This is a genomic window from Burkholderia anthinoferrum, from assembly GCF_002925705.1.
GTDB lineage: Bacteria > Pseudomonadota > Gammaproteobacteria > Burkholderiales > Burkholderiaceae > Burkholderia > Burkholderia semiarida.
In genome coordinates, this window is sequence record NZ_LFZP01000041.1 from 61,051 (window position 1) to 82,437 (window position 21,387).

Sequence of the window (21,387 nt, forward strand, 5' to 3'; positions counted from 1 at the left end):
GGGTTTATTGGCCTGGCGTGGTGGTCACGGCAGCGCGGATCAGCGGCATCGAACCCGTGACGACGGGCTGCTGCGCGAATTGCTGGTGCGCTTCAAGGTATTGGTCGAGGCTGGCGTCGCGAATGATGTTGACGTCCTGCAGGCCCGGCTGGGCCGATGCCTGCGCAACCGTCACGCGCTGCAGGTTGCCGTTTTGCGGCGCGCCTGCCGACGCGACCTGGACGGCGCCCGGCGCACCGGCCGTCTGCATCTGCGGGACGACGATCCACGTCAGCGTGGCGGCCGCGGCGGCCACCGCGAACGCGGGCACGACACGGCGGCGCAGCGACAGCAGCTTGCGCGCGACCGGCGCGGCCGCCGGCGCCAGCAGGTGCGGCTCGCTTTCGAGCGCGGCCGACATGCGCGCGGTGAACGCGACGCTCAGCGCGGGCGGCAGCGCGAGCTCGTCCGAGCGCAGCGCATCGCCGATCAGGTGGTAATGGGCCCACGCAGCGCGATCCGCGCGGTCGAGCTCAGCCAGAAACTGCCCGTGATCCGGGCCATCGAACATTTCGCCGTCGACCAGCGCGGAAAGGCGCTCGCCGCGCGAGCACGCCTGCGATTGCGTATTGACCGACCCCATGATGCTCCCCATCTTGCACACCCCGTCGTGACTTCACGACTCTATCCGTAACTAGACCCCGACCCGCGTCGTTCCGCCCGTCGCGCTTACCAGCGCTTGCCTTCGGGCGTATCGAGCAGCGGACGCAATTTGGCAGCGATTGCTTCGCGCGCGCGGAAGATCCGCGAGCGGACCGTCCCGATCGGACAGCCCATCATTTCCGCGATCTCTTCGTAGCTCAGGCCCTCGATCTCGCGCAGCGTGATTGCCTGACGCAGTTCCTCGGGCAGCAGAGCCATCGCAGCGTTGACCGTCTCGGCAATCTGCTTGCTCATCAACATCGACTCAGGCGTGTTGATATCCCTTAGTTGGTCTGCGTCGGAGAAAGTTTCCGCTTCCTCCGCATCGGCCTCGGTGGAGGTCGGCGCCCGGCGGCCTTGCGTCGCAAGGTAGTTCTTCGCCGTGTTGACGGCAATTCGGTACAACCACGTATAGAACGCCGATTCGCCGCGGAATTGCGGCAGCGCACGATACGCCTTGATGAACGCGTCCTGGGCCACATCCTCGACCTCGGCGGGATCCCGCACGAGGCGCGAGATCAGCCGAATGATCTTGCGGTGGTATTTGGAGACCAGGAGTTCGAACGCCGCCTTGTCGCCCTTCTGTACGCGCTCGACCAGAGCCTGATCGATTTCTTTTTCACTCACCTGACAAATCCGTTAACTAGGGATGCAACGCGGAGCGTTATTGTAGCGTTCCGGCGCCGGCCGCTGGTTACGGTCGGTAACCATGCCGTCGTCATGTCCGCCCCGCCGCCCCGGCCGTTCTCGCCAGCACCGACAGCGCGCTGAACGACGCGGCATCGAGCGCGTCGGCCGGAATCAGCAGCGGCCGGGCGCGCCGGGCGCCCTGCCCGACCGACAGCACCAGCAGCAGGCTGCTCCAGTGCGCGTGGCCCGTCACGCGGCCGCGGGCCAGCAAGCGCCCGGTGCGGCCAAACGCCGCGATCTCCCCGAACGCATCGATCCGCAACTCCGCCGGCAGCCGGCGGGCGCAAGCCCGCACCGCGCATACGGCCAGCAGTGCAGCCGTCACGGCCGACACGCCCGCGCCGGCGGCAGCGCCCGCGCGCGGCGCCCAGAACAGGTACGCCGAGGCGGCAGCCGACGCGACGAACGCGGCCAGCACGAAATACGACACGGCCGAGGCCCGCAACGCAAAGCGCTGCGGACGCCCGGCCGGAGCATCGAATGGACTCGTCAAGCGATTCAGCGTCAGACGCGCTTGAACACCAGCGTGCCGTTGGTACCGCCGAAGCCGAAGTTGTTCTTCACGGCCACGTCGATCTTCATGTCACGTGCGGTGTTCGCGCAGTAATCGAGATCGCACTCGGGATCCTGGTTGAAGATGTTGATGGTCGGCGGCGACACGTTGTTGTGCAGCGCCAGCACCGTGAACACCGATTCGAGGCCGCCCGCGCCACCCAGCAGGTGGCCCGTCATCGACTTCGTCGAGTTCACCACCATCTTGTACGCGTGCTCGCCGAAGGCCGCCTTCACCGCGTCCGACTCGTTCTTGTCGCCCAGCGGCGTCGACGTGCCGTGCGCGTTCAGGTACTGAACTTCATCCGGGTTCACGCCGGCGTCGCGCAGCGCCGCGACCATGCAGCGGCGCGGGCCGTCCATGTTCGGCGCGGTCATGTGGTACGCATCGCCCGTCATGCCGAAGCCCGAGACTTCCGCGTAGATCTTCGCGCCGCGCGCCTTCGCCGCCCCGTACTCTTCGAGCACCATCACGCCGGAGCCCTCGCCCAGCACGAAGCCGTCGCGGTCCTTGTCCCACGGACGCGACGCGGTGGCCGGATCGTCGTTGCGCGTCGACAGCGCGCGCGCCGCCGCGAAGCCACCGATGCCGAGCGGCGACACCGTCGATTCGGCGCCGCCCGCGACCATCACGTCGGCGTCGCCGGCCTGGATCAGGCGCGCGGCGAGGCCGATGCTGTGCAGGCCGGTCGTGCAGGCCGTCACGGCCGCGAGGTTCGGGCCCTTCAGGCCGAACATGATGCTCAGGTGACCCGAGATCATGTTGATGATCGAACCCGGCACGAAGAACGGCGAAATCCGGCGTGCGCCGCGATCGACGTAGGTCTGGTGCGTATCTTCGATCATCGGCAGGCCGCCGATGCCGGAACCCACCAGCACGCCGATGCGTTCCGCGTTGGCTTCGGTCACTTCCAGCCCGCTGTCCCGCATGGCCTGGACGCCGGCGGCGATGCCGTAATGGATGAACGTATCCATGTTCCGGGCTTCCTTCGCCGGGATGTACTCCTCGGCGCTGAAACCCTTCACTTCGCCCGCGAAATGGCAGGCGAGGTTCGACGCATCGAACTTCGTGACGGTGGCGATACCGGACTTGCCGGCGACGAGATTGGCCCAGCCGTCGGCAACATTATTGCCAACAGGCGAAATCAGCCCCAGGCCTGTAACGACAACACGACGGCGGCTCACGGTAACCTCTTTTCCATTATTGGATGACAAAAACAAAAGCCACAGTGGCCACAGGAACCAGCCCTGCGAGCCCTGTGGCTGTTAGTCCGTCCGGCGCGAAGCCGGCAGGATGGCGCGTCAATCGCGAAGATCGCGGCGACGTGGCGGACAAGCGCGAAAGGCGCTTACGCCTTGACGTTTGCGCGAGCGTAGTCGATCGCTTGCTGAACGGTCGTGATCTTCTCTGCTTCTTCGTCCGGGATTTCCATGCCGAACTCGTCTTCGAGCGCCATCACCAGTTCGACCGTGTCGAGCGAGTCCGCGCCCAGGTCGTTCACGAACGAAGCCTCGTTCTTGATCTCGGCTTCCGCGACGCCCAGTTGTTCAGCGACGATCTTCTTGACACGTTGTTCGATGTTGTCCATTACCCCTCCGAGGGAAAGTTCAGATTTACAAGTGCGCGCATTTTATCAGGTTTGCTGACGCCAAAACGCGCGTTGGCTTGATGGTCGATCAAGCGCCGGTCCGCCTGAAAAACGGGATACGGCGCGGATGGTAAACGAAAACCGTTACGACATGTACATGCCGCCATTCACGTGCAGCGTCGTGCCGGTGATGTAACCGGCCTGCGGCGATGCGAGGAACGCGACGGCATGGGCGATGTCCTCCGGGCTGCCGAGTCGGCCGAGCGGAATCTGGGTCTTGAGCGCGGCCTGCTGTTCTTCCGGCAGCGTCTTCGTCATGTCGGTGTCGATGAAGCCCGGCGCCACGCAGTTCACCGTGATGCCGCGGCTGCCGATTTCGCGCGCGAGCGCGCGCGTCATGCCCGCGACGCCGGCCTTCGCCGCCGCGTAGTTGACCTGACCCGGATTGCCGGCCGAGCCGACCACCGACGTGATGTTGATGATACGGCCGCCGCGCGCCTTCATCATCGGGCGCAGCACCGCGCGCGACAGGCGGAACACCGACTTCAGGTTGGTGTCGATCACCGCGTCCCAGTCCTCGTCCTTCATCCGCATCGCGAGTTGGTCCTGCGTGATGCCCGCGTTGTTGACGAGCACGTTCAGCGCGCCGAATTCCTTCACGGTCGCATCGATCAGCGCCTCGGCGGCGGCCGCGTCGTTGACGTTCAGCACCGCGCCGCGGCCCGTGACGCCCGCTTCCGCGAACGCCGCGGTGATCGCGGCGGCGCCCGATTCGCTCGTCGCCGTGCCGATCACCGTCGCGCCCAGGCGCGCGAGTTCGAGTGCAATCGCACGGCCGATGCCGCGCGACGCGCCGGTCACGATCGCAACCTGTTTATCGAGAGTCTTGTCCATGAATCGAATATCCGTTGCTTGGGAAAAGGCGCCGCGTCAGGCGGTCGCGAGCTTGAGCGCTTCGTCGAGCGAAGCCGGATCGAACACCGACGCGCCCGTCAGGTTGCCGTCGATGCGCTTCGTCAGGCCGGCGAGCACCTTGCCCGGACCGCATTCGATCACGTGCGTGACGCCCGTTCCCGCGATGTGACGCACGCACTCGACCCAGCGCACCGGCCCCGCGGCCTGGCGCACCAGCGCATCCTTGATCGCGGCCGGATCGCTGAGCACGGCGACGTCGATGTTGTTGACGACCGGAATCTGCGGCGCCTTCACGTCGACGTTCGCAAGGTAGTCGCGCAGCTGGTCCGACGCCGGCTTGAGCAGCGACGAATGGAACGGCGCCGACACCGGCAGCGGCAGCGCGCGCTTCGCGCCCTTCGCCTTCGCGATCTCGCACGCCTTCTCGACCGCGGCCTTGCTGCCTGCGATCACGACTTGCGCGGGCGCATTGAAGTTCACCGCTTCGACGACGCCCGCTTCCGCGGCCTCGGCGCACACCGCACGCACCGTGTCGTCGTCGAGGCCCAGGATCGCGGCCATGCCGCCCTGGCCGACCGGCACGGCCGTCTGCATCGCCTGCGCCCGGAAGCGCACGAGCGGCACCGCGTCCTTGAATGCAATCGCGCCGGCCGCGACGAGCGCCGTGTACTCACCGAGGCTGTGGCCGGCGACGATCGACGGCGCCGGGCCGCCTGCCTGCTGCCACGCGCGATAGCACGCGTATGCGGCGGTCAGCATCACGGGCTGCGTGTTGGTGGTCAGGTTCAGCTCTTCGGCCGGACCTTCGGCGATCAGCTTGCCGAGATCCTGATTGAGCACATCGGACGCTTCCTGGAGCGTCTCGCGCACGACGGCCAGATCGGCGAATGCGTTGAGCATGCCGATCGCCTGCGAGCCCTGCCCCGGAAAAACGAATGCAAATTTCATATCGTCCCCAATTGAATCGATGCGGACGGCGCGCACGCGCGGCGCGCCGACGGGATCCGCGCGCGGCAAATCGCGCGCCGCGGATCAGAAACGGAAGACCGACGCGCCCCAGGTGAAGCCGCCGCCGACGCCTTCGATCAGCACGTGCTGGCCGCGCTGGATGCGGCCGTCGCGCACCGCGGCGTCGAGCGCCAGCGGAATCGACGCGGCCGACGTGTTGCCGTGCTGGTCGACCGTCACGATCATGCGCTCCTGCGGCAGGCCGAGCTTGCGGCAGGTGCTGGTCATGATGCGGATGTTGGCCTGGTGCGGAATCAGCCAGTCGATTTGCTCGGGCGCGAGATTCGCCTTCGCGAGCGCTTCGATCGCGACCTTTTCGAGCACGTTGACCGCGAGCTTGAACACGGCCTGCCCGTCCATGTGCAGGAACGCGCTGCCGTCGATCACGCCGCGATTGACGTTGCCCGGCGTGCACAGGATGTTCGAGTAACTGCCGTCCGCGTGCAGCGCGCTGCCGAGCACGCCCGGCTCTTCCGATGCGGACAGGATCACCGCGCCCGCGCCGTCGCCGAACAGCACGCAGGTCGTGCGGTCCTTGAAGTCGAGAATGCGCGAGAACGTCTCCGCACCGACGATCAGCGCCGTACGGTGCTGGCCGCTGCGGATGAAGCTGTCGGCCGTCGCCATCGCGTACGCGAAGCCCGAACACACGGCCTGCACGTCGAACGCCGCGCCGCCGTTCTTGATGCCGAGCTTGTTCTGCAGCAGGCACGCTGTGCTCGGGAACACGAAATCGGGGGTCGAAGTCGCGACGATGATCAGGTCGATCGACTGCGGATCGACACCGGCCGCCTCGATCGCACGACGCGACGCCTCGAGCGCGAGATCGCTCGTCGTGACGTCCGGTGCGGCGAAATGGCGCGCATGGATGCCCGTGCGCGCCACGATCCATTCATCGCTGGTCTCGATGCCTTCCTTCGCGAGACGATCGGTCAACTGCTGGTTCGTGACGCGGTCGGGCGGCAGATAGCTGCCCGTGCCGAGCACGCGGGAATAGAGAGTCGATTGGGCCATTTATGCTTTAGAGGATTGCGCAGCGGAAGGTTCGGCGTGATGGCCTGGGGCCGGGCTTGCATGGCCCGAGCCGCCCGCGTTGTGTTCGCCATCGCCGAGCGACACTGAATTATCCGCCATCGCGCGCGCGAGGCGCTCCAGCACCCCGTTTTTGACGGCATCATACCCGCGTTTGATCGCCCACTCAAACGCGTAGGCGTCGGCCGAACCGTGGCTCTTGATCACGAGGCTCTTCAGCCCCAGCAGCGCCGCGCCGTTGTACTGGCGGTGGTCGACGCGCTTCTTGAAACGCATCAGCACGGGCAGCGCGAGCAGCGCCATCAGCTTCGACATCAGCGAACGGCCGAACTCCTCGCGGATGATGTCCGACAGCATCTGCGCGAGCCCTTCGGACGTCTTCAGCGCGACGTTGCCGACGAAGCCGTCGCACACGATCACGTCGACGGTGCCCTTGTAGATGTCGTTGCCTTCCACGTTGCCGCGGAAGTTGAGCGTGCTGGCGCGCAGCAGCTCGCCTGCGCGCTTGATCGTCTCGTTGCCCTTGATGACCTCTTCGCCGATGTTCAAGAGGCCGATCGTCGGGCGCTCCTTGCCTTCGAGCGCGGCCACGAGCGCATGTCCCATCTCCGCGAACTGCAGCAGATGCTGCGGTTCGCAGTCGACGTTCGCGCCGAGGTCCAGCATCATCGTGTAGCCGGTCGGGTTCGGCAGCGCGAACGCGATCGCCGGCCGCTCGATGCCGGGCAGCGTCTTGAGTACGTAACGGGAAACGGCCATCAGCGCGCCGGTATTGCCGGCGGAGATGCAGGCCTGCGCCGCGCCTTCCTTGACCTGGTTGAGTGCGACGCGCATCGAAGAATCCTTCTTCTTGCGCAGCGCCACTTCGACAGGGTCGTCCATCGCCACGACTTCGGTGGCGGGCACGATGGTCAACGCGGGATCGTCGAGGGCTTTCAGCTTCTTGAGCTGAGCGCGAATCGCGCTTTCGATGCCGACGAGCATCAGGTGCGCATCGGGATGCGCGCGGACGAACTTGACTGCCGCGGGAACGGTCACGGACGGGCCGTGGTCGCCTCCCATGCAATCGATTGTGAGCTTTACGGTCATGGAATGCGACGAATTTCAGGCACAAAAAAGCGGCAGTTGAATGCCGCCTTCTTGTTGAGCCAGGAAAGTGTCAAGCGAACCAGTTGTCACGCGAACGGCGAACGTAGCGCGCAACGCGTGACTTGACGCTTAGTCGTTCTTCGTCTTGACGACTTTCTTGCCGCGATAGTAGCCGTTCGGGCTGACGTGGTGACGCAGGTGCACTTCACCCGTGCTCGGCTCGACTGCCAGCGGCGCTGCCGTCAGGAAATCGTGCGAACGATGCATGCCGCGCTTCGACGGCGACTTCTTGTTTTGCTGGACTGCCATGACTAACTCCTAAATAATTTTCCGGATTCTAACACAGCCCGATCCGGCGCTTAACTACCCTGGCCCAAAGCCCTTACGCCTTCCCGCGCCACGACTGCTTAGTGTTTCTTGGTGCCGTCACCGTCCTTCTTCAACGCTTGCAGCGCTGCGAACGGATTCGGCCGTTTGCCTTCGTCCCCGGCTTCGTCGGACGCCTCGTCCGTCTCTTCCGCGGGACCGCTCGCACCCGACACGAGGCTTTCGTGAACTGCCGGGCAAACCTCGTGCTTGGGCACGAGCGGCAACGAAAGCAGCAATTCCTCTTCGATCAAGTCGACGAGATCGAACTGGCGTGAGCCCACGATCACATCGGCTTCATCGTCGTCGAGCGGAAATTCCTCGGCTTCTTCTTCGGTCGCGACGATCCGGTACGTCATGTCGACGTCGAACGTCTGGTCGTACGGCGTCATGCAGCGCTGGCACGTGAGCCACGCATGGCCGTGCACCGCGAGGCGCAGATACGGCTGCTGGCCGTCGGTGCCGTCGTCCTGCAATTCCTTCTGCGTGAACCCTTCCGCCTGCCACGTAAACACCGTGTCGCGATCTGGCGCGTCCGCCGGCACTTCGTTTAACATGCGCGGCAGTTGCGACAGGTGCACCGCGCCAGCCGCCTGCCGCCCGCTGCGAGCGAACTCGAACAGGTCGACCGCGTGCGGATCGAGCGCCGCCGCAGGTTTGCCAGAAGAAGTGTTCATGCGCGCTCCTGCCTACAGGCTGACTTGCGGGATCCGGCCTGGCACCGGGCTCATCGAAGGATGACCCACTTTACTTCCGAAGACCGGCAGGCGCCACCACAACGAAAGCCTGCCGACGAAAAGCGGGAAAGCATACCTGTTTTACCTTTTGCGGTCAATCACTTAAGCTTGCGTCCGCGCAACGCCGCGCCACACCTGACGACTCACCGATCCAACCGACCATGCCGGATACCGTTTGCCGCCCGCCGCGGCTGATTCTTGCTTCCAGTTCCCGTTACCGCCGCGCGCTCCTCGAGCGCCTCGGCGTGCCGTTCGACGTCGTGTCGCCCGACCTGGACGAAACTCCGCTCGCCGGCGAAACGCCGGCCGCGACCGCGCTGCGCCTCGCCGGCGCGAAGGCACGCGCCGTGGCCGCCACGATCGATGCGCCGGACGGCGTACTGGTGATCGGGTCGGATCAGGTCGCGACCTTCGACGGGCATCAGATCGGCAAGCCCGGCACGCACGAGCGCGCACTCGCGCAGCTCATGTCGATGCAGGGCCGCGAAGTCGAATTCCACAGCGCGCTCTGCCTGTACGACAGCCGCACCGACGACGCGCAGGTCGAGGACATCGTGACGCACGTGCGCTTCCGTTCGCTGCCCGAGGCCGAACTCGACGCCTACCTGCGCGCGGAAACGCCGTACGACGTGGCCGGCAGCGCGAAGTCCGAAGGGCTCGGCATCGCGCTGCTCGACGCGATCGACTCGGACGATCCGACCGCGCTCGTCGGCCTGCCGCTGATCGCCCTCACGCGGATGCTGCGCGCCGCCGACTACCCGTTGTTCGCTACCACCCGAGGAGACCGCGCATGACCGCCGGCACGCTTTATCTCGTCCCGAACACGCTCGGCGAAGGCGACGAATCGATGCTCGCCGCCGTGCTGCCCGCCGCCGTGCAGGCGCGCGCCGGCACGCTCGGCTATTACATCGGCGAGAACGCGAAAACGACCCGCGCGTTTCTGAAGAAGATCGGTACGACGCGGCCGATCCAGGAAATCGAGATCAGCGAGCTGAACGTCAATACGCCGGCCGGCGCCATCGACCGGCTGCTCGCGCCCGTGCTGGCCGGCGCGGACGCCGGTCTCGTGTCGGAGGCCGGCTGCCCGGCCGTCGCCGATCCCGGCGCGCTGCTCGTGCGCCGCGCGCACGAGCGCGGCGTGAAGGTCGTGCCGCTCGTCGGGCCGAGCTCGATCCTGCTGGCGCTGATGGCGTCGGGCCTGAACGGCCAGAGCTTCGCGTTCAACGGCTACCTGCCGGTCGATGCGGCCGCGCGCGCGAAACGCCTGCGCGAACTCGAGCAACTGTCGCGCAAGGCGCGCCAGACGCAGATCTTCATCGAAACGCCGTACCGGAATCACGCGATGCTGGACACGCTGGTCGCGACCTGCGCGCCGTCGACGCAGATCTGCGTCGCGGCCGATCTGACCCTCGCGACCGAGACGATCGCGAGCCGCACCGTCATGGACTGGAAAAAGGCGCCCGCGCCGAATCTGCACAAGCGCCCCGCGATCTTCCTGCTGCTCGCGAACTGATGCCGCGACCGGCGATCGGCTGACTGAATGAAAGGCGGGCCATCGCGGCCCGCCGGGTACCGTCGATCGTCAGCGCAGGCTGACCGCCGCGCCGCCGGCCGTCAGCGCCTTCATCGCGGCGCCCCCGACGGCCGCGCCGAACTTGCGCGCGACCCGATTCGTCAGGCTTTCCTTCACCGTATAGTCGACCAGATCCGGCGCCTTCAGCACGTCGCGCGCGACCGTGTCGGTCGTGCCATAGCCGTCGGCGAGCCCGAGCTCGACGCTCTTCTCGCCGGTCCAGAACAGGCCCGAGAACATGTCGGGCGTCTCGTGCAGGCGCTTGCCGCGGCCATCCTTCACGGCCTTGATGAACTGCGCGTGCACCTGGTCGAGCAGTGCCTGCGCGTGTGCGTCCATCTTCGGCGTTTCCGGCGAGAACGGATCGTAGAAGCCCTTGTTTTCGCCCGACGTATGCAGGCGCCGCTCGACGCCGAGCTTGCCCATCAGCCCGGTGAAGCCGAACCCGTCCATCAGCACGCCGATCGACCCGACGATGCTCGCCTTGTCGACGAAGATCTTGTCGGCCGCGGACGCGATGTAATAACCGCCCGACGCGCACATGTCGGTCACGACGACGTACAGCGGCTTGTCCGGATACTTGCCGCGCAACCGCCGGATCTCGTCGTAGACCATGCCCGCCTGCACCGGGCTGCCGCCCGGGCTGTTGATCCGCAGCACGACGCCGACCGTGCCGTCGTCGTCGAACGCGGCGTCGAGCGCCGTGTTGATGTCGTCGGCGTTCGCGTTGACGCCGGCCGCGATCTCGCCGTCGATCGTCACGAGCGCCGTATGCCGCCCGCTCGACGAGAGCTTCGAATCGCCCGAGAAATCGATCAGCGCGAACGCGAACAGCACGAACACGCCGAGAAACGCGAAGCGGAAGAAGATCTTCCAGCGCCGTGCCGCGCGCTGTTCCTTGACGGCCGCGAGCGCGATCCGCTCGAGCGCCGCGCGCTCCCAGCTCGGTTCACGGCTGTCGGGACGGGCGGAGGAATCCGGGGAATTCGGTTGATCGGTCATGCAGTGGTGTCGTCAGTCGGTCGTGGCGGAAGTGGCGGGATGCAGATCGGCATCGGGCACCCAGAATACCGCACGGCCGTCGGGCGTGTCGCGCTCGTCGACCTCGACCGGCCGCAAGCGGCCGCCGCGGCACGGGCCGCCGACGCACTTGCCGGTATCCGGCGCGTAGATCGCACCGTGCGTCGCGCACATCAGATAGAGGCCCGACGACTCGAAGAACTGCCCTTCGGCCCAGTCGAGCTCCATCGGCACGTGCGCGCAGCGGTTCAGGTAGCCGTACGCGCGACCGTCGTAGCGCACGAAGAACACGACGGCCTGCTCGCCGCGCAGCGTCGCGTCGACGCGCACGCCGGCGCCGCCGTCGGTCAGCGCGCTCGATGCGCACACGCGCACGGCGTCCGGCGCCGCGCTCATGCGTGCTCCCGCAGCCATGCGGCCAGCGTGCCGACGTCCGGCGCGACGAAGCGCGGGGTGAGCGCCGCCAGCGCATCGGCCGTATGCGCGCCGTACGCCACGCCGACGCCGGCCGCGCCGGCGCTGGCGGCCATCTGCAGGTCGTGCGTGGTGTCGCCGATCATCACGGTGCGCGACAGGTCCTGCCCCAATTCCCGCGACAACTCGTGCAGCATCGCCGGATGCGGCTTCGAGAACGTCTCGTCCGCGCAGCGCGTCGCGTCGAACCAGCTCGTCAGCTTCGACTGGTCGAGCACACGATTCAGCCCGACCCGACCCTTGCCCGTCGCGACGGCGAGCAGATAACCCATGTCGCGCAGCTCGGCGAGCAGCTCGCGGACGCCGGCGAACAGCTCGATGCGCTGGTCGTCGAGCAGATAGTGATAGCGGTAGCGCTCGGCCAGCCGCGCGTAGTCGGACGGATCGAGGGTCGGCGCGGCGATCTGCAGCGCGTCGCGCAGGCCGAGGCCGATCACGTAGCGGGACGCCTCGTCGGACGGCGCGGGCAAGCCGAGATCGCGGCACGCGGCCTGGATGCTGTGCGCGATGTGCGCGGTCGAATCCATCAGCGTGCCGTCCCAGTCGAAGACGATCAGGTCAAATTGCTGTCGGGCCATGCGGTTCAGGCGGTATCGCGCAATGCGCTGAGTTGATCGAGGAAGCGCCGGCACTCGGCCGGCAGCGGCGCATCGAACTGCAGCGCCTCGCCGGTCAGCGGATGGGCGAGCTTGAGGCGGTGCGCATGCAGGAACATCCGTTTCAGCGACGGCTGCGCGTTCGCGCGCGCCAGCGCCTTGTTCAGTGCGAAATCGCCGTACTTGGCGTCGCCGGCGATCGGCAGGCCGAGATGCGCGAGGTGCACCCGGATCTGATGGGTCCGCCCCGTTTTGAGTTCCGCTTCGACGAGCACATAGTCGGACCAGCGGTCGACGAGGTTGAACACCGTATGCGACGGCAGCCCATCGTCCTGCACGCGCACGCGGCGCTCCCCTTCCGGGGTCGAATACTTGAACAACGGCGCCTTCACCGCGCGGCGGCGCCCCCAGTCGGGCTGCCATTCGCCGTGCGCGCAGGCGAAGTAGCGCTTGTCCATCCGGTTCTCGCGGATCTGCTCGTGCAGCCCGACGAGCGCCGTACGCTTCTTCGCGAGCATCAGGATCCCGGACGTCTCGCGGTCGAGCCGGTGCACGAGTTCGAGGAATTTCGCGCGCGGGCGCGCCTGGCGCATCTGCTCGATCACGCCGAACGCGACGCCGCTGCCGCCGTGGACCGCGACGCCGGCCGGCTTGTCGATCACGAGCATCGCGTCGTCCTCGTACAGCACGTCGAAATTCGCGGGCGGCACGACGGGCGTGTCGGCGCGCGCGAGGTCGGCCGCCGCCACGCGAACCGGCGGCACGCGGACGAGGTCGCCCAGCTCGAGGCGGTACTGCGCGTCGATCCGGCCCTTGTTCACGCGCACTTCGCCGCTGCGGAGGATCCGGTAAATATGGCTTTTCGGCACGCCTTTACAGACGCGCAACAGGAAGTTGTCGATGCGCTGACCGGCCGAGTTTTCGTCGATCTCGATCATCGATACCTGGCCGCTTGCGACCGAATTCTGGGATATTTTGCCTAACTCATTCATACTGAATATAATTTTGCCCAGCCTGACGTTGTGGGTGGCCTGACCGGCCGGCCCCGGCTGAATCGGGCAAGGCGCAAGCGCAAACCGCTATTTTACTTGCGCCGGGGGTCCGCTGCTCGCCCCTGATCAAAGAGATGCAGCAAGTTGCACGCACGGCGCCGCCCGTCGGCAAGGATCTCGCCCACAGGCGGATTCGGTCGGCAAGGCGCCGCGGTAACGGAAAGTTGGTTGAAAAGAATTCGATCGGCAGCCTGACGGCGCGAAGTGCGTCCGCAGGCTGCCGGTTGCGAAAATTACGGCGTTGCGCCCGATTTGGCCCCGCGAAGCGTGCGGGGCTTGGCGACGTCAAACCAGGGAAGTACACCCCAAGCGGGAAAGTCGGGCTGGATTCGATACTCCCCGCTGCGGCCCAAGCCGCAGCATCTGCCGCCCGTCGGCGCGCGCGACGCATTGCGCGCGCCCGTGGCGATGCCCGGATCAGGCTTAGCGCGCTTTTGCAGCGTGCGGTGTGTGAACGCCGTGCTTTGAAGCCGTATTCGCAGGTGCCCTATGGCCGCCGGCCCCGTCTTTCGGGCCCAAGCGCCTCTTCAGGCAATTCTCCCCGCCAGCGTTCCCGCTCCAGCGTGCTCGTGACAACACAACAAGGTGCGGCCTGCCGTCGTTCCCGCCCTCGCGCCTGACAACCGCGAGGCGTCGGCAGCGGAGCCGCCTGGAGCCGTTCATGAAACGCATGCTGTTCAATGCGACGCAGCAGGAGGAGCTGCGCGTCGCCATCGTCGATGGGCAAAAGCTCATCGACATCGACATCGAAACCGCCGGGCGCGAACAGCGCAAAGGCAATATCTACAAAGGGGTCATTACCCGTATCGAGCCGTCGCTCGAAGCGTGCTTCGTCAACTACGGCGAAGACCGCCACGGCTTCCTGCCGTTCAAGGAAGTCGCGCGCCAGTACTTCAAGGACGGTGTCGACATGCGCTCGGCGCGCATTCAGGACGCGCTGCGCGAAGGCCAGGAACTGATCGTCCAGGTCGAGAAGGAAGAGCGTGGCAACAAGGGCGCCGCCCTCACCACCTTCATCTCGCTCGCCGGCCGTTACCTCGTGCTGATGCCGAACAATCCGCGCGGCGGCGGCGTGTCGCGCCGGATCGAAGGCGACGAGCGCCAGGAACTGCGCGAAACGATGGCGCAACTGCAGATTCCGGACGGCATGAGCATGATCGCCCGTACCGCGGGCATCGGCCGCAGCGCCGAGGAACTGCAGTGGGACCTGAACTACCTGCTGCAACTGTGGCGCGCGATCGAGGCTGCCTCGCAAAGCGGCAACGCCGGCCAGCCGATGCTGATCTATCTGGAATCGAGCCTCGTGATCCGCGCGATCCGGGACTATTTCCAGCCCGATATCGGCGAAATCCTGATCGACACGAACGAAATCCACGATCAGGCCCGTGCGTTCATGGACATCGTGATGCCGGACAACGTCGCGAAGGTGAAGCGCTATCACGACGACGTGCCGCTGTTCTCGCGCTTCCAGATCGAGCACCAGATCGAAACCGCGTACTCGCGCACGGTGCCGCTGCCGTCCGGCGGCGCGATCGTGATCGACCACACCGAAGCGCTCGTCGCGATCGACGTGAACTCGGCCCGCGCGACCAAGGGCGCGGACATCGAGGAAACGGCCACCCGCACGAACCTCGAGGCGGCCGACGAAGTCGCCCGCCAGTTGCGCCTGCGCGACCTCGGCGGCCTGATCGTGATCGATTTCATCGACATGGAATCGGCGAAGAGCCAGCGCGAAGTCGAGCAACGCCTGAAGGACGCGCTCAAGCACGACCGTGCGCGCGTGCAGATGGGCAAGATCTCCCGCTTCGGCCTGATGGAGCTGTCGCGCCAGCGCCTGCGTCCGGCGCTGTCGGAAGGCAGCCACGTGACGTGCCCGCGCTGCAACGGCACCGGCCACATCCGCGATACCGAATCGTCCGCGCTGCAAGTCCTGCGGATCATTCAGGAAGAAGCGATGAAGGAAAACACCGCGGCGATCCATTGCCAGGTGCCGGTCGAGGTGACCGCCTTCCTGCTGAACGAAAAGCGTCAGGAAATCAACAAGATCGAGTCGCGCTTCAAGGTCGGCATCGTGCTGATCCCGAACAAGCACCTCGATACGCCGCACTACAAGCTCGAGCGCCTGCGTCACGACGACGCGCGCCTCGACGATCCGCGCGCATCCTGGAAGATGGCCGAGGAAGCGGCGCGCGAGCTCGAGTCGGAAACCGGCTACAGCAAGCGCGCGGCCGAAGTGAAGCCGAAGCAGGAAGCCGCGGTCAAGGGCATCACGCCCGAGCGTCCGGCGCCGAGCCCGGCGCCGCAGCGCCCGGTCGAGCCGGTTCCGGCGCCCGCGCCCGCGCCTGTCGCGGCGACGAGCGGCGGCTTCATCGGCTGGCTGAAGGGCTTGTTCGGCGTGTCGCCGGCACCGGCGCCCGCACCGGTTGCCACGCCGGCACCGGCGAAGGAGCAGGCAGCCCGTCCGGCTCGCGAACGCACCGAAAAGACCGAGCAGCGCGGCGGCGATCGCAATCGCAACCGTCGCGGCGGCGCCCAGCAGGCGCAAGGCGGCCGCGACCAGGCGGCTGCCGGCCGTGGCCAGCCGCAACGCCAGGAGCGCGAAGGCAAGGAAGTGCGCGAACCGCGTGAAGGCCGCGAGCCGCGCGAGGGCCGTGAGCTGCGTGAAGGTCGAGAGGGTCGCGACGGCCGCGAAGGTCGTGAAAACCGCGAAGGTCGCGAGGGCCGTGGCCCGCGCGAAGGCCGCGAGCCGCGTGAAGGCCGTGAGCCGCGCGAACCGCGTGAGAACCGCGAGCCGCGCGAGCGTGCCGAACAGCCGGAAGGCGTCGAAGCAGGCGGTCGTGGCGAGCGCCAGGAACGCGGCGAGCGTCGCGAGCGCGGCGAACGCCGCAAGCCGACCCAGCATGCGGCCACGCTCGAAACCGTCACCCGTGGCGAAAACCATCCGGAACCGGAAACCGACAAGGCCGCGGCAGAAGCCCTGCCCGGCGCGGACCTGGCAGCCGATGCGGAAGCCGGTGCGCGTGACGGCGAAGAACGCCGCCGTCGCCGTCGCGGCCGCCGCGGCGGTCGTCGCGAGCGCGAGGAAGACGGCGCGGTCGTCGACCAGGCCGAGCAAGGCGCAGATGGCGAAGTCGCAGCGCAAACCGTGACGGCGACCACACCGGTCGCAGCCGAACCGGCCTACACGGCCGCACCGGCAGTCGTCGCGGCCGTGGCCAGCGCGGTCGCCGTCGAAGCCGTCGCCGAGCAGCAGGCCGCACCGGCCGCCGTCGAAGCGCAGCCGGCTCCGGCACACACCGAAGCGGCACCGGCCGCGCCGGTTGAGCCCGTCGTCGCCGTCGAGGCAGCAGAACCGGCACCGGTCGCAGCACCGGTGGCCGCGGAAGCGGGCCCGACGCCGGTCGCGGTGTCCCCGACCGATGCGTTCGAAGTGCCGGCTGCCGCTGCGGCCGCTGTCGAGGCGCCGCAAGCCGCGCCCGTCGAGCCAGCCGCACCGGCCGCCGTGGCGATCGAAGCCGCGCCGGTGGCGGTCGAGGCGCCGGTCGAAACCGCGCCTGCGCCTGCGCCGGCCGAGGCCGTCGCCGCGCCGGCACCGGCACCGGCACCGGCACCGGCACCGGCACCGGCTCCCGCCCCCGCACAACCGGCAGCCGCGCCCGCGTCGGCAAGCCTGGATGTCGTGCTGGAGCAGGCCGGTCTCGTCTGGGTGAACACGGACGCCGACAAGTTCGCGGCCGCGCAGGAAGCCGCGTCGCGGCTCCCGCGTCCGGCCCGCGTGCCGCGCGAACGCAAGGTGCTGCCGCCGGTCGATACGGCCCCGATGCAGCAGGTCGAAACGACGCACCGTTGAACGGCGCATCGCCCGACCAGGAAAAGCCCGCCTTCCGGCGGGCTTTTTTACGTCCGCGCTGCGGGTTTCCGCTCACCGGCCCCGTCAGCCGGTTGCAGCTAAAATAGCGGTCTGGCTCGTACTTCTTTCAACATGTCCCGACGCATCATTCCTCTCGCCGACGTCAGCGGGATGCCGGACGTCTCCGGCGTCGCGCATGCCCCCGACGGCACGCTGGCCGACACGTTCGCCAGGCCGCTGCGCGATCTGCGCATTTCGGTGACGGACCGTTGCAATTTCCGCTGCGTGTACTGCATGCCGCGCGCGGTCTTCGACAAGGATTACCCGTTCCTGCCGCACAGCGCGCTGCTCACGCACGAGGAAATCGAGCGCGTGGCGCGGCTCTTCGTCGCGCACGGCGTCGAGAAGATCCGCATCACGGGCGGCGAGCCGTTGCTGCGCAAGAACCTCGAATTCCTGATCGAGCGCCTCGCGCGCCTGACGACGCACGCCGGCCGCCCGCTCGACCTGACGCTGACGACCAACGGCTCGCTGCTCGCCCGCAAGGCGCGCGCACTGAAGGACGCCGGGCTCACGCGCGTCACGGTCAGCCTCGATGCGCTCGACGATACGCTGTTCAAGCGCATGAACGATGCCGAGTTCGCGAGCGCCGACGTGCTCGACGGCATCTTCGCCGCGCAGGCCGCCGGCCTCGCGCCGGTCAAGGTCAACATGGTCGTGAAGCGCGGCACCAACGACAGCGAGATCCTGCCGATGGCCGAGCGTTTCCGCGGCACCGGCGTGATCCTGCGTTTCATCGAATACATGGACGTCGGGACGTCGAACGGCTGGAACATGACCGAGGTGCTGCCGTCGGCGGACGTCGTCGCGCGCATCACCGAACATTTCCCGCTCGTGCCGCTCGAGCCGCACACGGCGGCCGAAACCGCGCAGCGCTGGGGCTATGCGGACGGCCGCGGCGAGATCGGCGTGATCTCGAGCGTCACGCAGGCGTTCTGCGGCGACTGCACGCGCGCGCGGCTGTCGACCGAAGGCAAGCTGTACCTCTGCCTGTTCGCGTCGGCCGGCCACGATCTGCGCGCGCTCGTGCGCGGCGGCGCGAGCGATGCCGAGATCGCGACCGCGATCGCCCGCATCTGGCAGGCGCGCACCGACCGCTATTCGCAACTGCGCGGCAGCGCATCGGCCGCCGCCGCGCCCGACGGCGCGGGCAAGCGCGTCGAAATGTCGTATATCGGCGGCTGACGCACGCCGCCCCTTTCCGCCTTCGCACGATGCCCGCTCCCGCCTCCGCGTCGATCGCCGGCCTGCTGCTTGCGGGCGGACGCGCCACGCGCATGGGCGGCGTCGACAAGGGCCTGCAACTGCTCGACGGTACGCCGCTCGCGCTGCACGTGTTGCGCCGGCTGTCGCCGCAGGTCGACGAGACGCTGATCAGCGCGAATCGTCATGCCGATCGCTATGCCGAACTCGGTGCGCCGTTCGACGCGCGCATCGTCGCGGATGAAACTCCCGACTTCCCCGGGCCGCTCGCAGGCCTGCTCGCCGGCATGCGCGTGGCGCGCGCGCCGCTGGTCGCGTGCTCGCCGTGCGACACGCCCTATCTGCCCGCCGACCTCGTCGCACGGCTGCATGCGGCGCTCGACGCTCAGCAGGCCGACATCGCGATGGCGGTCACCGTCGACGCGCAGCGGATGCGCTCGCCGCAGCCGACGTTCGCGCTGCTGCGCACGTCGCTGGCCGACGATCTGGCCACCCGGCTCGCGGCCGGCGACCGCAAGGTGCGTGCGTGGTACGCACGCCACAAGACGGTCGAAGTCGAGTTTCGCGACGAGCGTGCGTTTTACAATGCCAACTCCTGGCAGGAACTCGCCGCGCTGGCCCGCCGCTGACGGCCCCGTGCCGTTCCCGCCCGGCGCCCGCCACACGCGACACCCGCGCCCAGGCACCCTCCTCGCGCCACCGGCCACGAACCCGATACGCCTCGCGGCGCAGTCCGACTGATGATCACGCAATCCTCGCCCGCCTCCCGAACCGCACCCGACCCCGACGCCCCGCTGTCGCTCGCCGACGCGCAGGCGCTCGCGTGCCGCTTCGTGGCGCCCGTCGACGCGTGCGACACGGTGGCACTGCGCGATGCGCTCGACCGCGTGCTCGCGGCCGACGTGAGCGCGCCGTTCGACATTCCCGCGTACGACAACTCGGCCATGGACGGCTATGCGTTCGACGGGAGCGCCACGGCGCTCGCCTCGGCGCAGGGCGAGATTGTGATGGCGGTCGCCGGCACCGCGTTCGCCGGCCATCCGTTCGACGGCGCCGTGGCGGCCGGTGCATGCGTGCGCATCATGACGGGCGCGCCGATGCCGGCCGGATGCGACACGGTGATTCCGCAGGAACGCGTGCGCGTCGACGGCGACACGATCCGCTTCGCCACGCACGACGTCACGCGCGGCGCGAACTGCCGCAAAGCCGGCGAGGATCTCGCGCGCGGCGCCTGTGCGCTCGCCGCGGGCCGCATCCTGCGGCCGTCCGATCTCGGCCTGCTCGCGTCGTTCGGCATCGCCGACGTCACGGTGCGCCGGCGCGTGCGCGTCGCCGTGTTCTCGACCGGCGACGAGTTGCGCGAGCCCGGCGAACCACTCGGCCGCGGCGCGCTGTACGACAGCAATCGCGGGATGCTGATCGCGATGCTCGAACGGCTGCACGTGGACGCGATCGACCTCGGGATCGTCCGGGACGACCCGGCCGCGCTTGAAGCCGCGTTGCGCGACGCCGTCGCCGCGCAGGCCGATGCGGTCATCACGTCGGGCGGCGTGTCGGTCGGCGAAGCCGACTTCACGCGCGACGTGATGGCGCGGCTCGGCGACGTGACGTTCGCGAGCCTCGCGCTGCGGCCCGGCCGGCCGCTCGCATGCGGCACGCTCGCACGCGCGGCCGACGGCGCCGGACACGCGCTGTTCTTCGGGTTACCCGGCAATCCTGTCGCATCCGCCGTGACGTTCTACGCAATCGTGCGCCCCGCGCTGCTGACGCTGGCCGGCGCACGGACGCCACCGCCGGCCATGTACACGGCACGCAGCACGCAGCCGCTGAAGACGCGTCCCGACCGCACCGAATACCTGCGCGGCATCGCGACGCGCGCCGCCGACGGCCAATGGCACGTCGCACCGGCCGGATCGCAAAGCTCCGCGTCGCTGAGCGGTCTTGCCGCCGCCAACTGTTTCATCGTCCTGGGCCACGATACCGCGGCAGTCGACGCGGGCGCCCCGGTCGACATCCTGCCGCTCGACGGCCTGATCTGAATTCCATTATCGGTATATTTCTACGGGGGCAATTCGCACATGAAGAAACAAATCTCGTCGATCGCCGCGGGGCAGACCGCGAAGGCGCTGATTCTCGTCTACCTGACGTTCAGCGTACCGATCGTGCTGCTCGGCATTCTCGTCGCGTACATCCGCTACGGGATGGTCGAACTGAGCACGATCCTGAGCGCGCTGTTGCTGAACGCGATCCTCGGCTTCGTGCTGCTGTGGATCGCGTGCCACGCGTACAACTGGGTCGCGTCGCGCTTCGGCGGCATCGAGATCGTGCTGTCCGATCCGCCGGAGGAAGCGTGAGCGGCACGCCGCTGATCCGCGCGGCCGACCCGCGCGACGTCGGCGCGATCCTCGCGCTGATGCGCGAGCTGGCCGAGTTCGAGCAGCTCACGGCGCTGTTCGTCGCGACCGAAGCCGATCTGGCCGACGCGCTGTTCGGCGAGCGCCCGGCCGCCGAAGCGCTGGTTGCCGAGCGCGACGGCGCGATCGTCGCGTACGCGCTGTTCTTTCACAACTATTCGACGTTCCTCGGCCGCCGCGGGCTCTATCTCGAGGATCTGTACGTACAGCCGTCGCAGCGCGGCACGGGCCTGGGCACCGCGATGCTGCGTCATCTCGCGGCGCTCGCCGTCGAGCGCCGCTGCGGGCGCTTCGAATGGTCGGTCCTCGACTGGAACCAGCCGGCGATCGATTTCTACGAGAAGATGGGCGCGACCGTGCTGCCGGAGTGGCGCATCGTTCGCGTGACGGGCGACGCGCTCGACACGCTCGCCGCGCAGTGAGCGCGAGCCGGCCGCGCCGGCGATCGCCGCAAAGGAAAACGGGCGCCGCAGCGCCCGTTTTCTC

General features: G+C 67.9%; 23 protein-coding genes. 8 read left to right on the forward strand and 15 right to left on the reverse strand.

All coding sequences use genetic code 11. The features are described from left to right. Positions 1–4: 4 nt before the first annotated feature. The 11 genes from C5F75_RS13485 to C5F75_RS13535 all read right to left on the reverse strand — a co-directional run bounded on the left by C5F75_RS13485 (position 5) and on the right by C5F75_RS13535 (position 8,599). A complete protein-coding gene (locus tag C5F75_RS13485; RefSeq protein ID WP_059574007.1) occupies positions 5–622 on the reverse strand; it encodes a sigma-E factor negative regulatory protein in 618 nt (205 codons plus the stop codon). Between the two features lie 86 nt (positions 623–708). After that, positions 709–1,308 (reverse strand): RNA polymerase sigma factor RpoE, encoded by a 600-nt coding sequence (gene rpoE, locus C5F75_RS13490; protein ID WP_006490873.1) that lies wholly within the window; start codon positions 1,306–1,308, stop codon positions 709–711. 91 nt (positions 1,309–1,399) lie between these two features. Further along, the gene (locus C5F75_RS13495) at positions 1,400–1,864 is read right to left on the reverse strand and encodes a hypothetical protein (RefSeq protein ID WP_104012358.1); all 465 of its coding nucleotides are present in this window, start codon (positions 1,862–1,864) and stop codon (positions 1,400–1,402) included. 11 nt (positions 1,865–1,875) lie between these two features. After that, positions 1,876–3,108: a beta-ketoacyl-ACP synthase II gene (gene fabF, locus C5F75_RS13500; protein WP_104012359.1), complete on the reverse strand. Its 1,233-nt coding sequence runs from the start codon at positions 3,106–3,108 to the stop codon at positions 1,876–1,878. Positions 3,109–3,272: 164 nt separating this feature from the next. Further along, the gene (acpP, locus tag C5F75_RS13505) at positions 3,273–3,512 is read right to left on the reverse strand and encodes an acyl carrier protein (RefSeq protein WP_004197638.1); all 240 of its coding nucleotides are present in this window, start codon (positions 3,510–3,512) and stop codon (positions 3,273–3,275) included. A gap of 144 nt (positions 3,513–3,656) precedes the next feature. Further along, positions 3,657–4,406, reverse strand: a complete 750-nt coding sequence (gene fabG, locus C5F75_RS13510; protein WP_059574010.1) for a 3-oxoacyl-ACP reductase FabG — start codon at positions 4,404–4,406, stop codon at positions 3,657–3,659. A gap of 36 nt (positions 4,407–4,442) precedes the next feature. Beyond that, positions 4,443–5,375 (reverse strand): ACP S-malonyltransferase, encoded by a 933-nt coding sequence (gene fabD / locus C5F75_RS13515; protein WP_059574321.1) that lies wholly within the window; start codon positions 5,373–5,375, stop codon positions 4,443–4,445. Between the two features lie 84 nt (positions 5,376–5,459). Further along, a complete protein-coding gene (locus C5F75_RS13520) occupies positions 5,460–6,449 on the reverse strand; it encodes a beta-ketoacyl-ACP synthase III (protein ID WP_104012360.1) in 990 nt (329 codons plus the stop codon). Next, positions 6,450–7,556 carry a phosphate acyltransferase PlsX gene (plsX, locus tag C5F75_RS13525; protein ID WP_099316199.1) on the reverse strand — a complete coding sequence of 369 codons (1,107 nt, stop codon included), beginning with the start codon at positions 7,554–7,556 and terminating at the stop codon, positions 6,450–6,452. A 129-nt stretch (positions 7,557–7,685) separates the two neighbouring features. Beyond that, complete coding sequence (gene rpmF / locus C5F75_RS13530) at positions 7,686–7,865, reverse strand: 50S ribosomal protein L32 (protein WP_006051932.1); 180 nt, start codon at positions 7,863–7,865, stop codon at positions 7,686–7,688. 98 nt (positions 7,866–7,963) lie between these two features. Further along, positions 7,964–8,599 (reverse strand): YceD family protein, encoded by a 636-nt coding sequence (locus C5F75_RS13535; protein WP_059638276.1) that lies wholly within the window; start codon positions 8,597–8,599, stop codon positions 7,964–7,966. 221 nt (positions 8,600–8,820) lie between these two features. Here C5F75_RS13535 and C5F75_RS13540 point away from each other — a divergent pair, with 221 nt between their 5' ends. Then, positions 8,821–9,453 carry a Maf-like protein gene (locus tag C5F75_RS13540; RefSeq protein WP_089464634.1) on the forward strand — a complete coding sequence of 211 codons (633 nt, stop codon included), beginning with the start codon at positions 8,821–8,823 and terminating at the stop codon, positions 9,451–9,453. Continuing rightward, on the forward strand, positions 9,450–10,172 hold the full coding sequence (locus C5F75_RS13545) for an SAM-dependent methyltransferase (protein WP_059574014.1): 723 nt from the start codon (positions 9,450–9,452) through the stop codon (positions 10,170–10,172). Before C5F75_RS13540 ends, C5F75_RS13545 begins: the two co-directional genes overlap by 4 nt. A 69-nt stretch (positions 10,173–10,241) precedes the next feature. Here C5F75_RS13545 and C5F75_RS13550 read toward each other — a convergent pair whose 3' ends face one another. Genes C5F75_RS13550 through C5F75_RS13565 form a run of 4 tightly spaced genes read right to left on the reverse strand, consistent with a single transcriptional unit; the run spans position 10,242 to position 13,314 of the window. Further along, positions 10,242–11,234 carry a S49 family peptidase gene (locus C5F75_RS13550; protein ID WP_059574015.1) on the reverse strand — a complete coding sequence of 331 codons (993 nt, stop codon included), beginning with the start codon at positions 11,232–11,234 and terminating at the stop codon, positions 10,242–10,244. A gap of 12 nt (positions 11,235–11,246) precedes the next feature. Continuing rightward, complete coding sequence (locus C5F75_RS13555; RefSeq protein ID WP_059574322.1) at positions 11,247–11,648, reverse strand: Rieske (2Fe-2S) protein; 402 nt, start codon at positions 11,646–11,648, stop codon at positions 11,247–11,249. Further along, positions 11,645–12,304, reverse strand: a complete 660-nt coding sequence (locus tag C5F75_RS13560; RefSeq protein WP_104012361.1) for an HAD-IA family hydrolase — start codon at positions 12,302–12,304, stop codon at positions 11,645–11,647. The genes C5F75_RS13555 and C5F75_RS13560 overlap by 4 nt, the downstream gene beginning before the upstream one ends. Before the next feature lie 5 nt (positions 12,305–12,309). Then, positions 12,310–13,314 (reverse strand): RluA family pseudouridine synthase, encoded by a 1,005-nt coding sequence (locus tag C5F75_RS13565; RefSeq protein ID WP_059574017.1) that lies wholly within the window; start codon positions 13,312–13,314, stop codon positions 12,310–12,312. Positions 13,315–14,035: 721 nt separating this feature from the next. Here C5F75_RS13565 and C5F75_RS13575 point away from each other — a divergent pair. The 6 genes from C5F75_RS13575 (at position 14,036) to C5F75_RS13600 (ending at position 21,323) form a co-directional block, all read left to right on the forward strand. Beyond that, positions 14,036–17,224, forward strand: coding sequence for an Rne/Rng family ribonuclease (locus C5F75_RS13575; RefSeq protein WP_104012362.1), 3,189 nt, complete (start codon positions 14,036–14,038; stop codon positions 17,222–17,224). Between the two features lie 132 nt (positions 17,225–17,356). Beyond that, entirely contained in the window at positions 17,357–18,469 is a 1,113-nt protein-coding gene (gene moaA / locus C5F75_RS13580) for a GTP 3',8-cyclase MoaA (RefSeq protein WP_089464632.1), read from the forward strand. 29 nt (positions 18,470–18,498) lie between these two features. Continuing rightward, on the forward strand, positions 18,499–19,116 hold the full coding sequence (gene mobA, locus C5F75_RS13585) for a molybdenum cofactor guanylyltransferase MobA (protein ID WP_104012363.1): 618 nt from the start codon (positions 18,499–18,501) through the stop codon (positions 19,114–19,116). A 111-nt stretch (positions 19,117–19,227) separates the two neighbouring features. Next, complete coding sequence (gene moeA, locus C5F75_RS13590; protein ID WP_104012364.1) at positions 19,228–20,526, forward strand: molybdopterin molybdotransferase MoeA; 1,299 nt, start codon at positions 19,228–19,230, stop codon at positions 20,524–20,526. A gap of 39 nt (positions 20,527–20,565) precedes the next feature. Then, positions 20,566–20,841 carry a hypothetical protein gene (locus C5F75_RS13595; protein ID WP_006476519.1) on the forward strand — a complete coding sequence of 92 codons (276 nt, stop codon included), beginning with the start codon at positions 20,566–20,568 and terminating at the stop codon, positions 20,839–20,841. After that, positions 20,838–21,323, forward strand: coding sequence for a GNAT family N-acetyltransferase (locus C5F75_RS13600; RefSeq protein WP_104012365.1), 486 nt, complete (start codon positions 20,838–20,840; stop codon positions 21,321–21,323). The genes C5F75_RS13595 and C5F75_RS13600 overlap by 4 nt, the downstream gene beginning before the upstream one ends. Positions 21,324–21,387: the final 64 nt, after the last annotated feature.

Coding starts and splice junctions, on each gene's coding strand:
- C5F75_RS13485 (WP_059574007.1), bottom strand. CDS start 622: ATGGGGTCGGTCAATACGCAATCGCAGGCGTGCTCGCGCGGCGAGCGC.
- acpP (WP_004197638.1), bottom strand. CDS start 3,512: ATGGACAACATCGAACAACGTGTCAAGAAGATCGTCGCTGAACAACTG.
- fabG (WP_059574010.1), bottom strand. CDS start 4,406: ATGGACAAGACTCTCGATAAACAGGTTGCGATCGTGACCGGCGCGTCG.
- fabD (WP_059574321.1), bottom strand. CDS start 5,375: ATGAAATTTGCATTCGTTTTTCCGGGGCAGGGCTCGCAGGCGATCGGC.
- C5F75_RS13520 (WP_104012360.1), bottom strand. CDS start 6,449: ATGGCCCAATCGACTCTCTATTCCCGCGTGCTCGGCACGGGCAGCTAT.
- plsX (WP_099316199.1), bottom strand. CDS start 7,556: ATGACCGTAAAGCTCACAATCGATTGCATGGGAGGCGACCACGGCCCG.
- rpmF (WP_006051932.1), bottom strand. CDS start 7,865: ATGGCAGTCCAGCAAAACAAGAAGTCGCCGTCGAAGCGCGGCATGCAT.
- C5F75_RS13535 (WP_059638276.1), bottom strand. CDS start 8,599: ATGAACACTTCTTCTGGCAAACCTGCGGCGGCGCTCGATCCGCACGCG.
- C5F75_RS13540 (WP_089464634.1), top strand. CDS start 8,821: ATGCCGGATACCGTTTGCCGCCCGCCGCGGCTGATTCTTGCTTCCAGT.
- C5F75_RS13545 (WP_059574014.1), top strand. CDS start 9,450: ATGACCGCCGGCACGCTTTATCTCGTCCCGAACACGCTCGGCGAAGGC.
- C5F75_RS13550 (WP_059574015.1), bottom strand. CDS start 11,234: ATGACCGATCAACCGAATTCCCCGGATTCCTCCGCCCGTCCCGACAGC.
- C5F75_RS13555 (WP_059574322.1), bottom strand. CDS start 11,648: ATGAGCGCGGCGCCGGACGCCGTGCGCGTGTGCGCATCGAGCGCGCTG.
- C5F75_RS13560 (WP_104012361.1), bottom strand. CDS start 12,304: ATGGCCCGACAGCAATTTGACCTGATCGTCTTCGACTGGGACGGCACG.
- C5F75_RS13565 (WP_059574017.1), bottom strand. CDS start 13,314: ATGAATGAGTTAGGCAAAATATCCCAGAATTCGGTCGCAAGCGGCCAG.
- C5F75_RS13575 (WP_104012362.1), top strand. CDS start 14,036: ATGAAACGCATGCTGTTCAATGCGACGCAGCAGGAGGAGCTGCGCGTC.
- moaA (WP_089464632.1), top strand. CDS start 17,357: ATGTCCCGACGCATCATTCCTCTCGCCGACGTCAGCGGGATGCCGGAC.
- mobA (WP_104012363.1), top strand. CDS start 18,499: ATGCCCGCTCCCGCCTCCGCGTCGATCGCCGGCCTGCTGCTTGCGGGC.
- moeA (WP_104012364.1), top strand. CDS start 19,228: ATGATCACGCAATCCTCGCCCGCCTCCCGAACCGCACCCGACCCCGAC.
- C5F75_RS13595 (WP_006476519.1), top strand. CDS start 20,566: ATGAAGAAACAAATCTCGTCGATCGCCGCGGGGCAGACCGCGAAGGCG.